Source organism: Lentibacillus halophilus (assembly GCF_055395055.1).
This window is the reverse complement of sequence record NZ_AP043750.1, coordinates 2105220-2119234: the sequence shown is the minus strand read 5'-3', so window position 1 is coordinate 2119234 and position 14015 is coordinate 2105220. Positions and strand designations below refer to the sequence as shown.

General features: G+C 43.0%; 16 protein-coding genes. All 16 read right to left on the bottom strand.

Features of this window, described 5'->3' with window-relative positions:
- Positions 1–142 precede the first annotated feature (142 nt).
- A complete protein-coding gene (locus ACZ5Q7_RS10385; RefSeq protein ID WP_343752795.1) occupies positions 143–943 on the bottom strand; it encodes a pyruvate, water dikinase regulatory protein in 801 nt (266 codons plus the stop codon).
- A gap of 18 nt (positions 944–961) precedes the next feature.
- Positions 962–1588 (bottom strand): helix-turn-helix transcriptional regulator, encoded by a 627-nt coding sequence (locus ACZ5Q7_RS10380; protein WP_343752793.1) that lies wholly within the window; start codon positions 1586–1588, stop codon positions 962–964.
- An 81-nt stretch (positions 1589–1669) separates the two neighbouring features.
- The gene (glyS, locus tag ACZ5Q7_RS10375; RefSeq protein WP_343752791.1) at positions 1670–3763 is read right to left on the bottom strand and encodes a glycine--tRNA ligase subunit beta; all 2094 of its coding nucleotides are present in this window, start codon (positions 3761–3763) and stop codon (positions 1670–1672) included.
- Positions 3763–4641, bottom strand: coding sequence for a glycine--tRNA ligase subunit alpha (gene glyQ / locus ACZ5Q7_RS10370; RefSeq protein ID WP_343752789.1), 879 nt, complete (start codon positions 4639–4641; stop codon positions 3763–3765). The genes glyS and glyQ overlap by 1 nt, the downstream gene beginning before the upstream one ends.
- Positions 4642–4927: 286 nt before the next feature.
- Positions 4928–5680: a DNA repair protein RecO gene (gene recO, locus ACZ5Q7_RS10365; protein WP_343752787.1), complete on the bottom strand. Its 753-nt coding sequence runs from the start codon at positions 5678–5680 to the stop codon at positions 4928–4930.
- A gap of 24 nt (positions 5681–5704) precedes the next feature.
- Complete coding sequence (locus tag ACZ5Q7_RS10360) at positions 5705–5845, bottom strand: YqzL family protein (RefSeq protein WP_343752785.1); 141 nt, start codon at positions 5843–5845, stop codon at positions 5705–5707.
- 93 nt (positions 5846–5938) lie between these two features.
- Positions 5939–6841, bottom strand: a complete 903-nt coding sequence (era, locus tag ACZ5Q7_RS10355) for a GTPase Era (protein ID WP_343752783.1) — start codon at positions 6839–6841, stop codon at positions 5939–5941.
- A gap of 152 nt (positions 6842–6993) precedes the next feature.
- On the bottom strand, positions 6994–7365 hold the full coding sequence (locus tag ACZ5Q7_RS10350) for a diacylglycerol kinase family protein (RefSeq protein WP_343752781.1): 372 nt from the start codon (positions 7363–7365) through the stop codon (positions 6994–6996).
- The gene (gene ybeY / locus ACZ5Q7_RS10345) at positions 7355–7819 is read right to left on the bottom strand and encodes an rRNA maturation RNase YbeY (protein ID WP_343752779.1); all 465 of its coding nucleotides are present in this window, start codon (positions 7817–7819) and stop codon (positions 7355–7357) included. The genes ACZ5Q7_RS10350 and ybeY overlap by 11 nt, the downstream gene beginning before the upstream one ends.
- 109 nt (positions 7820–7928) lie before the next feature.
- Positions 7929–8888, bottom strand: a complete 960-nt coding sequence (locus ACZ5Q7_RS10340) for a PhoH family protein (RefSeq protein WP_343752777.1) — start codon at positions 8886–8888, stop codon at positions 7929–7931.
- A gap of 2 nt (positions 8889–8890) precedes the next feature.
- Positions 8891–10129 (bottom strand): sporulation protein YqfD, encoded by a 1239-nt coding sequence (gene yqfD / locus ACZ5Q7_RS10335; protein ID WP_343752775.1) that lies wholly within the window; start codon positions 10127–10129, stop codon positions 8891–8893.
- 22 nt (positions 10130–10151) lie between these two features.
- Positions 10152–10433 (bottom strand): sporulation protein YqfC, encoded by a 282-nt coding sequence (yqfC, locus tag ACZ5Q7_RS10330; RefSeq protein ID WP_343752773.1) that lies wholly within the window; start codon positions 10431–10433, stop codon positions 10152–10154.
- A gap of 135 nt (positions 10434–10568) precedes the next feature.
- A complete protein-coding gene (locus ACZ5Q7_RS10325) occupies positions 10569–11042 on the bottom strand; it encodes a hypothetical protein (RefSeq protein ID WP_343752771.1) in 474 nt (157 codons plus the stop codon).
- A 32-nt stretch (positions 11043–11074) separates the two neighbouring features.
- Positions 11075–12073 carry a flotillin-like protein FloA gene (gene floA / locus ACZ5Q7_RS10320; protein ID WP_343752769.1) on the bottom strand — a complete coding sequence of 333 codons (999 nt, stop codon included), beginning with the start codon at positions 12071–12073 and terminating at the stop codon, positions 11075–11077.
- Positions 12074–12097: 24 nt separating this feature from the next.
- Positions 12098–13402 (bottom strand): NfeD family protein, encoded by a 1305-nt coding sequence (locus tag ACZ5Q7_RS10315; protein WP_425542382.1) that lies wholly within the window; start codon positions 13400–13402, stop codon positions 12098–12100.
- 151 nt (positions 13403–13553) lie between these two features.
- Positions 13554–14003 carry a GatB/YqeY domain-containing protein gene (locus tag ACZ5Q7_RS10310; protein ID WP_343752767.1) on the bottom strand — a complete coding sequence of 150 codons (450 nt, stop codon included), beginning with the start codon at positions 14001–14003 and terminating at the stop codon, positions 13554–13556.
- Positions 14004–14015 lie beyond the last annotated feature (12 nt).

Sequence of the window (14015 nt, the reverse complement as noted above, 5' to 3'; positions counted from 1 at the left end):
CCCTTTGTAACACCACTTTATTATATATATTTACAGAAACAACTATTATAATACAAACAACTTAAAAAAACCAGTAAAAAACTCTTTTATTGTTAATAACAAATGAAAACATTCTGCTTCGAACAGAATGTTTTCACCAACATTATTTCATCATGCGCATAATAGTATTAGCTGTTTCCTCCACTGCTTTATGGGAAACATCAATAACGTTACAGCCGATCTTTTGTACAACATCATCGAAATAGTCAATTTCCTGATGAATTCGTTCCATGTTTGCGTAAGTAGCGTGATCGTCCAGTCCTAATGCTTTCAGTCTTTCCTTCCGTATATCATTTAATTTTTCAGCATTTATCCGCAGACCGATGCATTTATCAGGGTTAACGTTAAACAATTCTTCCGGAGGGGCAACTTCTGGAACAATCGGAACATTGGCGACTTTCAATCGCTTAAGCGCCAAATGTTGCGACAATGGCGTTTTGGATGTACGAGAAACACCGATGAGAATAAGGTCGGCCCGGGCAATCCCACGTGGATCCCTGCCATCATCATATTTTACTGCAAACTCAATGGCTTCCACACGTCTGAAGTAATCTTCATCCAATTTATGAACAAGACCCGGCTGCATATGCGGATTCCGATGAAAAACCCGTTCCATGGCATTAAGCATCGGGCCCATAATATCAATCGCTTCTAGATTTTTAACGGCAGCTTGTTCATTCAGATACGTCCGCAGTTCCGGATCGACAAGCGTAAAACCAATGAGCGCCTGTTCTTCCATTGCCAGCTGCAATGCATCATCAATGGTTTTTCTATCATCCACATAAGGAACTCGTTGCACGCGATAGTTCCCATTATTAAATTGGCTTAATCCTGCTTTTATAACCAGTTCTGCTGTTTCGCCGACCGAATCAGACAGGACGTAAATAAGTGGCTTATCATCCATGGATATGCTCCTCTCTTATTAATGCTCATCCATAATTAATTCCACAAACGCTTTGGTAATCGTTGTTTTAGTAATCCTTCCGACAATCTCTTTTCCATTATCTGTTTCCTTGACTACTGGCAATCCGTCAATTTGATTATTAATCAGTTTTTTGGCGGCATCAATTATTAAATCATCTCGGTAACAGATGGTGATGTTTGGCATTCTAGACATAATGATATGAACCGGAATCGCGTCCAATTCCTGATTGCCGATACTGGCCCGGAGCAAATCTTTCCGGGACAAAACACCGGTTAGGCCCGCTTGTGCATTCACGACAAATAATGTTCCTACATCTTCAAGAAACATTGTGGATATAGCATCATAAACGGAAGCTTCTTCTTTCACGACGATTGGAACGGATTGATATTCATGCACCTTGAATTGTTTGATCTTTTCGGTCAATAATTCGGTTCCGGTCTTGCCTGTGTAAAAATATCCCACGCGGGGGCGTGCCTCCAAAAAACCTGCCATGGTCAATATGGCCAAATCCGGACGCAATGTAGCTCGTGTCAGATGCAGTCGCTCTGCTATATGTTCCCCGGTGATTGGACCATTTTCTTTGACGATTTCAATAATTTGTTCCTGTCGATTGGATAATTCCACCTTATTCACCACCCGTGCTTTCAATATGTCATACTACTCATTAATATTATAGCCTATTCATGGTGAAAAGGAAAAGGCTGGTCATACTGATTCAAACTGCTGTTTCCATTCAATTGCCGACAGATCCGCATAACTGTAGACCAAAGCAGCTATACGGTTTACGAGGGACAAACGGTTGTCACGAATAATCGCATCATCGGACATGACCATATTGTGTTCAAAGAAAGCATGTATGGGTTGTGCGAGTCGTGCCAATTCTTGTAACGCCTGATGAGCATTTTGCCGAGAATTTGCAGACGCAAACATGTTTTCAGCTTGTTGAAGTACTGCGAACAGGTCGCTTTCAGAGGCTGTTTGGAAAACATCCGGATCCACATTTTGTCGATTGGTTTTCCCGGCTAAATTAAGAGTACGGACAAGGGCTTCATGAACAGGTGTGAATGCTGAATTGTTCCGTTGCCATGATAATTCTTTCGCTTTGGCCATCGTATAAGGCATCACCCCGATATCATCATGCAACAAAGCTTGGGTGATATCCTGCCCGGATGCAACGTTTTGCAACAGATAAGCAGCACGCTGTTTCAAGAACTGATCCAGCTCTGACGCTGCTTTTTCATGGTCGACTTGTTCCATACCAATATCCAGGTAGAGCTTTTGCCCCAATTCCAGTAACGATTCAACGGTTATATCCCAATGCCGTTCATGCAGTATTCGTAACAAGCCTGTAGCCTGCCGTCTTAAACCGTATGGATCATGCGACCCACTGGGTATCAGCCCTGCTTCCATACAACCGACAACCGTGTCCAGCTTATCCGCCACGCTGACCATGGCTCCTTCAAGTGTATCCGGCAACTTTCCATCAGCTTGAGAAGGAAGATAATGGTCCGCTATGGCTTTAGCTACAGATTCGTTTTCGCCGGCATTCCGCGCATACGTTTCTCCGATGATTCCCTGCAGATTGGAAAATTCATCGACCATATGTGTCGGCAAATCAAATTTACAGATGTCGGCAGCTCTGAGGGCATTGGCTTGTGTCTGTTCATCCAATGCGAGCCTCTGTGACAGCTGTTCGGTTATTTTCCGCACGCGTCTTACTTTGTCACCAATAGTTCCTAATTTCTCCTGGAAAACAATGCGTTCCAATTTGTTTAAGTAGTAATCAATGGATTGTTTTTGATCTTCTTCAAAAAAGAATTGCGCATCGGATAATCGTGCCTGGAGCACTTTTTCATTTCCTTTTCTTACCGTGTCAAGTTTATAATCATCGCCGTTTCGCACACTTATAAAATATGGAAGCAGGTCTCCATTGCTATCTTTGACAGGGAAATAACGCTGATGCTCCTTCATGGATGTGATAAGCACATCTTCCGGCAGCTTTAAATAATTGTTATCAAACGAACCAGTGAAAACAGTCGGGTACTCCACCAGATTGCGCACTTCCTGCAGCAGTTCGTCATCTTCCGGAATATGAAATCCATGATCTGACTCAAGCTGTGTCATCCCGTTGGCAATTAACTGTTGGCGCTTTTGCGGATTTGCAATAACGTACTGTTCCTGCAAAGCTTTCTCATATTCGGTAGGGGATGTCAATGTTATGTCGTTGCCAAGGAAACGGTGACCGTATGTATGGTTACCTGTATGAACATCCGCCACTTCAAATGGAATAACGTCACGACCAAAGAGCGCCACGAGCCAGCGGACAGGACGCGCATAACGCAGTGATTGCTCCGCCCAGCGCATGTTTTTCGGGAACGAAATCGACTCTATAATATCTTTGAACGCTGGCAACAAATCCCGTGTTTCTTTACCGATGATCTGTTTTTCAACAAAAATATAATTGGATCCATTGACATCTTTTGTATAGATGTCATCAACCGTTTTTCCTTGTCCTTTGGAAAAACCAATAGCTGCTTTCGTCCAGTCACCATTCTCATCTTTGGCAATCTTTTCTGACGGTCCTTTCACCTCTTCCCGAATCGATGTCTGGGAGTCACTGGCTCCGTTTACCATGACAGCCAGCCTGCGCGGTGTTGAAAATGATGTAATGGAATCATAGGCAATACGCTGTTCGTCAAGCCATCGTTGCGACTTTTGTAGAAATTGCTTTTCCGCATCATCAATAAATCGTGCCGGTAGTTCTTCCAGTCCAATTTCCACCAATATATCTTCAGCCATCATTCTGCCTCCTCTTTCAGCATGGGAAAACCTAGCCGTTCCCGCTCTTTTACATATTCCTTGGAAATGCTTCGTGCCAGACTGCGTATTCTGGAAATATAGCCTGTTCGCTCGGTGACAGAAATAACGCCTTTGGCATCAAGCAAATTAAATGTATGAGAGCATTTCAACACATAATCATACGCCGGAAAAACAAGCCCTTTTTCCATCGCAGATGCTGCTTCTTTTTCGTATTTGGCAAATAAATCAAACAACATATCTGTGTCGGATTCTTCAAATGTATACTTGGAGTGTTCGTACTCCGGCTGAAAAAAGATGTCATTGAACGTAACACCGTCTGTCCATTCCAGGTCAAAGACATTCTCCTTATCTTGAATAAACGATGCTATCCGTTCAATTCCATAGGTGAGCTCGACAGAAACCGGACTTGCCTCCAGTCCACCTATTTGCTGAAAGTAGGTGAATTGCGTTATCTCCATTCCGTCCAGCCACACTTCCCAACCAAGTCCTGAAGCCCCCAAGGTTGGATTTTCCCAATTATCTTCTACAAAACGAATATCATGATGCAGTGGATCGATCCCTAATGCTTTCAATGAATCCAGATACAAATCCTGTATATTGTCCGGTGATGGCTTCATAATAACCTGGAATTGATGATGTTGATAGAGGCGGTTCGGGTTTTGACCGTAGCGGCCATCCGCCGGTCGTCTTGATGGCTCTACATAAGCGACATTCCACGGTTCGGGTCCCAAACTGCGTAAAAGCGTCATCGGTGACATGGTACCGGCGCCTTTTTCAACATCATACGCTTGCATAAGGACGCAATTCTGATCCGACCAATGTTTTTGTAGTGTTAAAATGACTTCCTGTATGGTCATAGTTTTTCCTCCACTTCCTGTGCATATAAATACCCGTCCCTATGCCGATACGACGGCATAGGGACGGGTTCAATCCGCGGTTCCACCCTATTTGCCCTTTTGATAAGAGCCACTTTCACATAATCGCTTGGGAGCGCCATTCCTTAAAGGCCTGTTATCCGGCTTGCACCATCCCCGGACTCGCTCGTAACAGGATTCAATAAGTACTATTCTCCCGCCTTGCGCGTATCATTTCATTATGTATAAAATATAACCGTAAAGTGTCTGGTTTGTCAAGAACGCCGTGCTAACGCAATTGATCCATTTGCCGAAGAAACCGTTTTGATTTCAAATAGTACCCACCATGAGCATCATAATACGCATCGATGAGTTTACGGAGCCACTGTTTGTTTTCGTCTTTGACAGAAATGGTTCCAACCCGTTCCAATTCCACTCCTGCAAATAGTCGCAATAATTGTGTCTGTTTGAGAGAAAGCGGAAACGTTTGTCGGTCATTATATTGACATTGCTCACAGAGAAAACCACCTTCCGCAATGGAAAAAGCAAATGGCCCTGTTTCCTCACCGCAAAGCACGCATTTGTCAAGAACTGGGGTAATGCCAGCTCTGGCAAATAGTTTTAATTCATACATCATAATGGGAACATCCATATCGTCCTGTTCTCCTATCCAATTCAATGTCCCTTGCAACTGGTTATAAAGATTCAGGTCAGGGAGTCGGGAATCCGTTAACTTATCCGTCAATTCAGCAACATAGGAAGCATAAGCCGTTTTGATGATATCTTCACGGATCCACCTGTTGGAGTCCAGGACCTCGCCTTGCTGTATGGTGCTCAATCCTGAGTTGACATAGATGAAAAACTCACCATTAATGAATGGCTGCGTAACAGCAGCCATTCGGCTTTTAGGTTTTTTAGCGCCTCGGGCAATAGCAGCGATCTTCCCCCATTTATTGCTAAACAATGTGACAATTTTATGCGTTTCTCCATAATCTTGTGTCTTTATGACAATACCCTGCATTTTTTCAAGCAAATCGTTCACCTTCTATGGACTATACCGACCATCTTAAATATCCGACGATGTTTTCGATTTTTCCTGCTGATCGGCCTTATTTGCAATGGAATGATGTTTCTCCAGTTCTTTCATCAATAAATAGGTTTCAATATTTCCCGTTTGACTGAATATCTTCCACGTAAAGTCGATCACAAGAAACCCGCCTTTCTTTTACATGTTGATAGCGTCTTGCAGTATTATGTTTTCCATGCATGGTGAAACCATAAGTATTAAAATTTACCAAGTCTAATATTCGTCACTGCGATAGCCGAGTTCCTGAAGCTGCGATTGCCTGTTACGCCAGTCTTTCTGAACTTTTACCCACAGATCCAGATAAACTTTGGATCCGAGCAGTGCTTCGATATCTTCCCGGGCTCTTTGGCCGATGTTTTTCAGCATGGTTCCCTGGTTTCCGATAATAATTCCTTTTTGTGTCTTCCGTTCAGTCATAATCGATGCTTGAACAAAGACGGCTCCGGAGTCCCGCTCTTCCAAATTTTCAATAACAACGGCAATGGAATGAGGCACCTCTTCTGATGTCAGCTGCAGAACTTTTTCGCGGATTAATTCGCTTATAATAAATCGTTCCGGGTGATCTGTCACATAGTCATCGGGATAGTATTGCGGTCCTTCCGGCATATGACTTTGCAGCTCTTCAATCAAATGGGTGACATTATTCCCGTATAATGCCGAGATAGGAAAAATAGCTTCAAAGTGATACTTGTCCCTGTACGTATCTATGAACGGAAGGAGTTCATCCGGGTGGACACGATCGATTTTATTGATAACAAGAAAAACTGGGCGATTAACTTTTTGCAGAAGATCCATAATATACTGATCGCCCTTTCCATATCCTTCTTCAGCATTTACCATAAACAGGATAGCGTCTACTTCATTCAACGTATCTTCAGCCGATTTCACCATGAAGTCTCCTAAACGGTGCTTCGGTTTATGAATGCCTGGTGTATCAATAAAAACGAGTTGGGAATCCGCATTGGTCATCACACCTTGAATCCTGTTTCGGGTCGTCTGTCGCTTTTCACTCATAATGGCAATCTTTTGACCGATCACGTAATTCAAAAAAGTCGATTTTCCTGTATTCGGCCTGCCAATAATTGCTATAAATCCTGATTTAAATGTGTTATGCATGATTTATTGCCTCCGAAGCATCTGCTTATGTTTTATCATACTATAAAAGCTTGTCCATTTCATGTGTATGGACAAAACCTTTAAAAACAACCATTATTTCGACAGGAAGTGACAAATAATGGTTGAAGCAATAGCCTTCACAAGTGGAAGGCTTAAGTTATTCGTGCATATAGTTCTGGGAGAAAGATAAACAGTCCGGCAGCAGCTGCAAAGACGGCTGATACAAGCACAGCAGCTGCTGCCATATCTTTAACGACTTTCGTACAAGGGTGGAATTCAGGGGTCAGGTGATCCATCATTTTTTCAACAGCTGTGTTAATCAGCTCAGCAGTCAACACCATTCCCGAGGCAAGCATCAAAATTGACCACTGAAGGGCTTCCAACCGGAAAGCACAGCCAGTGGCTATGACAAGGAAAGCAGCAACCACATGAAGTCTGAAATTCCGTTCTGTTCTGATTGCTGTTTTCAGGCCCTGCCAAGCATAAACAAAGCCAATCCTTCTTTTTTTAGAGTTATCGTTCAAGGCCAAACGCACCTAGCACCCAATCCTGTTTTGAGAACATGCGTGCCTCATCATCATCGTTCATATGATCATAACCGAGCAAATGAAGAAAACCATGCACCGTCAGAAACCCAAGTTCCCTTTCCAATGAATGCTCGTACTCCTCCGCTTGCTCCCTCGCTCTATCAATAGAAATAACGATATCACCGAGCATAAGCGGTAAATCAGCACCAACAATAGCCGTCTCATCCTCTGATGTTTCCTGCATCGCAAACGAAATGACATCGGTCGGTTTGTCCTGTTGACGATAATTTCGGTTGATTTCACGGATATCTTTATCGTTCACAAATATAACAGAAACCTCCGCGCCACTGGCAATGACCTCTTTTTCCGCTGTGAACGTTAAAAGACGCTGCAACAGATCAATATTATCGGCGTGGACGGACTGTGTTTCATCCTGAAAGTCTATATGCATGATGCTGCCTCCTTCATAAGGATATATGTTCCGGAAGTTCTGTTGGAGCCGGTATGCTGATATTACAGCTTATGAACCACATGGATCACATTTATACCAAACCGGCAGCTCATTCCGTTCCGTCATAAGCATCAATAATTTTTTGAACCAATGGGTGCCGGACAACATCCGTTTGATTTAAATAAATAAATGATATGCCTTCCACTGATGCCAAGATGTCGCCAGCTACACGTAATCCGGACCGAACACCATTTGGAAGATCAACTTGGGTAATGTCCCCGGTAATAATCATTTTCGATCCAAAACCGAGACGGGTCAAAAACATTTTCATCTGTTCCGACGTCGTATTTTGCGCCTCATCCAAAATGACATAAGCATCGTCAAGTGTTCGCCCCCGCATATAGGCAAGCGGTGCAATTTCGATGGTATCACGTTCGATCAGACGCATCGTATGCTCAGTTCCCAGTACATCATGCAATGCATCATATAGTGGACGCAAATAGGGATCAACTTTTTCCTTTAAGTCTCCCGGCAAAAACCCAAGGCTTTCTCCTGCTTCCACGGCCGGACGTGTTAAAACCACACGCTTTACTTCTCCTTTTTTTAAGGAACGGATAGCCATAACTACCGCAAGATACGTTTTTCCGGTTCCGGCCGGTCCAATCCCGAACACAAGGTCATTTGTTTTCATGGCAGCGATATAGCGCTTTTGCCCCAGTGTCTTAACACGAATGGATTTTCCTTTCGCATTTTTCGTTATTTCATCTTCAAATAATGTTTCAAACTGATTTATTTTGCCTTTTTTAGCTAAATCAACAGCATAAACGATATCCCGTTCTGTTATATCGATGCCTTTCTGTATAATAGGCAGTACTGTCAACAGGATATCTTCCACAAGTGCAATGTTTTCGTTTGCGCCTGAAACACTCACATCTTCTCCTCTTGTTATGATGGACACATCCAGTAAGTGTTCAAGCTGTTTTAAGTGCTTATCATTTGTTCCGAATAAAGCTAGTGCTTCATTGGAATTTGCAAGTTGAAGCTCGATGGTTTTCAAGTTTTCGGCCATAATCAATCTCCTTGGTCAATTGGTTCCTGTCTGACAATATCTTCTTCAGCAACCATATACAAGATTAATTTTACTTTACCATTCTCGGTGGATTGTTGCAAAATATTTTCGGATTTAATTTTTGCCTCCGGACCAAGTTTTAATTGAAGTTCTTTTTTCGCTTGTTTGATTCCGATATCCACCGCCTCCTCCACACTACGTTCTTTCGCTTTTTGTTTTTTCTCACTTATAATGGTTTCTTTTAAATTTAAGGGCAGCTTCCATTTGAAAAAATATAAATCCTTTACGGTGTTATCGCGGTGAATGTTTTTATAGTTCGAATCGCCAAATCCCCAAATCGGCAACTGAAACGAGCCGATTTTTAAATGATATTTTGTTTTCCGTTCACCCGTCAGCAATTCCGTACTAGCTTTTAGAGGGACCGTTACGTCTGTTTCATACCACGTCTTTGCAATGACTTCACCCTCAGCTTTTGTTAATTCATGCTTCTTTTCCTTATCTTCCTCGTCATCATCCGTTTCAGCGGCTTCTTCATCGGATAACGGCAATTTGCCCGATACAAGAACATCGCCTTTACTCACGTAGTCATTGACGCGAACTTTGGGTTGTCCCTTGGAAACATACATTTTTTCAATGACACCTTTTTTGGTTGCAATCAAATTTCTTGGTCCATCAACATGTTCTTCCTCCTCTTCCACAATCGTTTTTTCCACCCCTTCGAGCACATAGGTTGTCCCTTTTTGTTGCACACCAATCCACAACAATTCAGGAATATCATTCATTAATCGTTGTTGAACATCGCTCGGCGAATCCAACGTAAATGTCCATGAACCGCGACGAATACCATATTCATCAAGCTGTTCGCTTATTTTTTTCTCCAGATCTTTGGGGACATTGGTGATACGGACATCCCATATGATATTTGAAAGACAAAAAATAAGCAGTATACTGAGGGAAAGAGCGAGTACGAGTTCTTTTTTTCTGAAGAACTTTCCCGTGAGAAATGGGATCCCCCGCTTTTTCGTAAATGTCAGTTTATAGTTTGTCCCTCGTTTTAATTTTCGTAATCCGGAAACATCCTGCAATTTGATATTTCCGGTGCAAACATCGTCCGATTTCTTTGTAATATTCCAGACAGCGATACCTTTGTTTGTGCATTGTTGAAAAAATAATTCCGGACGCAACCCCTCAACCCGGACAGTAACGGATCCAGTGATGAAGGAACCTTGTATATGTTTCATGCCATCTTCCCCCAGACAAATGTTATTCGGCGATGAACGTTACTTCCTTAATTGTTCCTTCCAGCAATATTTCTTCAGGGAGCATCATTTTCAGCACAAATGATGAGCCCGTTATTTGTACATAACCTTTATTGGTCTTTAACGTCAGTTCATTTTCTGAATACACAGCCAATCCCTGATGATTCTCAATATAAACATGCAATTCGCCAATAATGGTAATCCTTGGAAGTTCCATCATGGCGTCAGAAGGAAGTGAAAAATATTTGGTAAGCCATGGAGCGATCTGTTGTTGCCATTTCCTCACGGATGCAGCCCCCTCTCATCACCATATTTATGATTTTGTCTGTGAAATAAGAACAAAAAAACACCATTATCAAGCAACCGTTTGGTATGCTCGATAATGGTGCTGCAACTATATACCGTTAAAAATCGTATTGGTTTATTTTTTCCGCTGGGCAATTATACTGCGGTAAGGTTTAAGTGCCCGCGGCTGGCCAAGCACTTCCGACATGACGACGCCATTGACTAAACCATTCCGGTTCAAATTAGTCACCATACGCTTTTTCAATCTTTGCCGTTCAACCGACGTATCATTGGCCGGCTGTCTTGGATGATGACTAAGATTTGCATCATGGCGCTGTTCCGTGTCTTCATTAACAGTCTCGGCATGATTCATACGTTTCTCCAGGTCCTCACGCTGCTGCTGTTGCATTTCTTCAATCGAAACAGGTGAAACCGTTGACTGGCTGTCGTTGTCAGTATTAGTATCCGTGTCGGTATCGTTCATAGTTTTTGGCGCTGTTTCCTGCGTGCGATCATTTTGTTTCGGAATGGGATCGCTGGATTCAGACCGGTCTTTAAAAAGGCCGGATATTGCTCCTATGATGGCAAGGATAACTAGAATTATTTCCACTATATCCCTCCTTGCTCAAAGATAGTGATGTCTTATTTGTCATCCTGATTATCTTCATTATCCTGATCTTCGGTCAATTTCCCGATGGTGTCACGCATGTCTGTATCAGCATTGATATTCTTATAGTTCATATAGTCCATAACACCCATGTTGCCTGATCGCAATGCTTCAGCCAACGCGCGCGGCACATCTGCTTCTGCTTCTACAACTTTTGCGCGCATTTCAGAAACGCGGGCATCCATTTCCTGTTCCTGAGCGACAGCCATCGCACGCCGCTCTTCTGCTTTCGCCTGTGCAATATTCTTATCCGCTTCTGCTTGATCTGTCTGCAGCGTAGCACCAATGTTCTTGCCAACATCCACATCGGCAATATCAATGGACAAAATCTCAAATGCTGTTCCGGCGTCCAACCCACTGCCAAGAACATTATGCGAAATAGCATCCGGATTTTCCAAAACTTTCGTATGAGCTTGTGAGCTTCCGATGGTGCTGACAACACCTTCGCCGACACGGGCAATAACCGTATCTTCACCGGCACCGCCGACTAAACGGTCAATATTGGCCCGGACGGTGATACGCGCTTTTGCTTTCACTTCAATCCCGTCCATCGCAATACCAGCTATAAATGGTGTTTCAATCACTTTGGGATTAACACTCATTTGAACGGCATCAAGCACATCACGTCCGGCCAAATCAATGGCTGCCGTACGCTCAAATGACAATTCAATATTCGCTCGCTGGGCGGCAATTAAAGCGTTTACCACTCGGTCAACATTACCCCCCGCCAAATAATGACTTTCCAATTCATTCGTTGTTACATCCAATCCGGCTTTATGCGCCTTGATTAACGGATTAATCACTCTGGACGGTATAACCCGTCGCAAACGCATTCCAACAAGGGTGAAAATTCCTACTTTAACACCCGCCGCCAGCGCACTGATCCATAGCATCACCGGTATGAAAGTAAATAATATGGCCAATGCGATCAGAATGATTAATGCTATGATAATTGGCATCCATTCCAATTCCATATCGATTCCTCCTATCTATAATACTTATTCCGCTTCTCTTACGACAACACGAACACCTTCGACGCGTATCACGTTGACACGTTTATCCTTTCCGATATATCCCCCCTCCGTTACGACATCCAAACGTTCATCCTGAAACACTGCAGTACCTGCCGGGCGCAAAGGGGTAATCGTTTTGCCTTCAAGACCAATGAGGTCCCGTCGACTTTCTGATGACACATACCCCTTTTCCGATGATGTCTGGTCTTCAAGGATGAGATATCGAAAAAATCCTTTGCGCATTCCCATCTTCTTAATCATTATCATAGCAGCAATAAACGTGATAATAAAAGCAATGCTAATACTCATTACCATATAACTCAAATCCTGACCGGAAAGAAGCAGAGACCAGACTATGGCCCCTGATCCAAGGAGCCCTGCTATCCCCCCAGGCAGAAAGAATTCAGCAACAATCAAGCCGATACCGATAATCAATAAAACGATTTCTTCCATTCCTGCCAGTCCGGCAATAGCATGACCGTAAAAAAACAGAACCAAAGCGGCTATTCCTATCCCCCCCGGAATTCCAAAACCTGGTGAAAACAATTCGGTAATAAGTCCAAGACTAGCTATTGATAAAAGAATGGGGACAACAACCGGATTTGTGATAAAGCGTGCAATATGTTCCGAAACAGTCAGGCTTTTTTCAACACGTTCAGCATCGCTTAATCCCAACTTTTTCAGAAGCGATTTCCGATTTTCAACCGTGCCAAGCGAATAACCGACTTCTTTGGCGTTTCTTGGTCCAAGAGTGAGAAATTTCCCTTTCCCCGCATCATATTTCGGGAGTTTAATGCTCGGATCGGCCATGGCAGCCGCATACCTTGGATTCCTTCCTTTGGATTGCGCAGCACTTTTCATGGCCGACAGCCAAGCCGACTGTGCTTTCTTATTCGCGGCCGTTCCATCCTGATTAATCACACCACTTGCTCCCATTGTCGCATTTGGCCTCATATAGATTTGATCGGCATTGAGCGCGATGTAAGAGCCGGCTGAAAGCGCTCTGTTGACGATATAGGCTGTTGTTTCTGTCTTAAGTCCCTGCATAAGTTCTCCTATTTGTTCAGCAGCCGCAACAGCCCCTCCCGGCGTATCAATTTCAAATATAATATGATCGGCACCATTTTCTTCCGCTTCACTAGTTGTGCGCTGGAGAAATGATTTTAGCCCCATTTCCACTTCTTTTTCAATAGGTATTATATATACAAGATCGCCATTGCCACTCTTCGCACCTGTTTGAGCAGTTGAAACAGAGCCAAAGACAAAAATACCTATTATCATAAAAGCCATTATACAAATGATGTAGCGTCTCACACGCCAACCCCCTTGCCAATCCATCTCTTCTGCTCGTTAAAATATGTGACCGAATATACAATGAATATCTTCTTTAAAACCATCTCATATGGAAAAGAGGCCCTGCCAGTTTGACAGGGCCTCTTACTCAGGCATTCAGATGTTTTTGAACAAGTTTATTAATCCGCGCACCGTCAGCTCTGCCCTTTACTTTGGGCATAATGGTATTCATCACTGTTCCCATATCTTTTTTGGAAGATGCATTAACTTCCTGAATGGTTGATGTAACCATCTCCTCAAGCTCTTCATCAGTGAGCTGAGATGGCATATAAGATTCTATTACATGAATTTCCGTATTAATCTTGCTGACAAGATCATCGCGTCCGGCTGATTCAAATTCCTGGAGGGAATCCTTCCTTTGTTTCAATTCTTTTGAAAGAACCGTCAACTCTTCGTCTTCAGAAAGATTATTCTTACCAAGTTTAATGGTTTCATTTTGCAATGAAGCTTTTATCATTCGTATGACAGCAAGTTTTTCTTTTTCTTTGTTCTTCATTGCATGTTTCATGTCCTCATTCAACTGTTCAACTAGCGGCATATGCCTGCACCT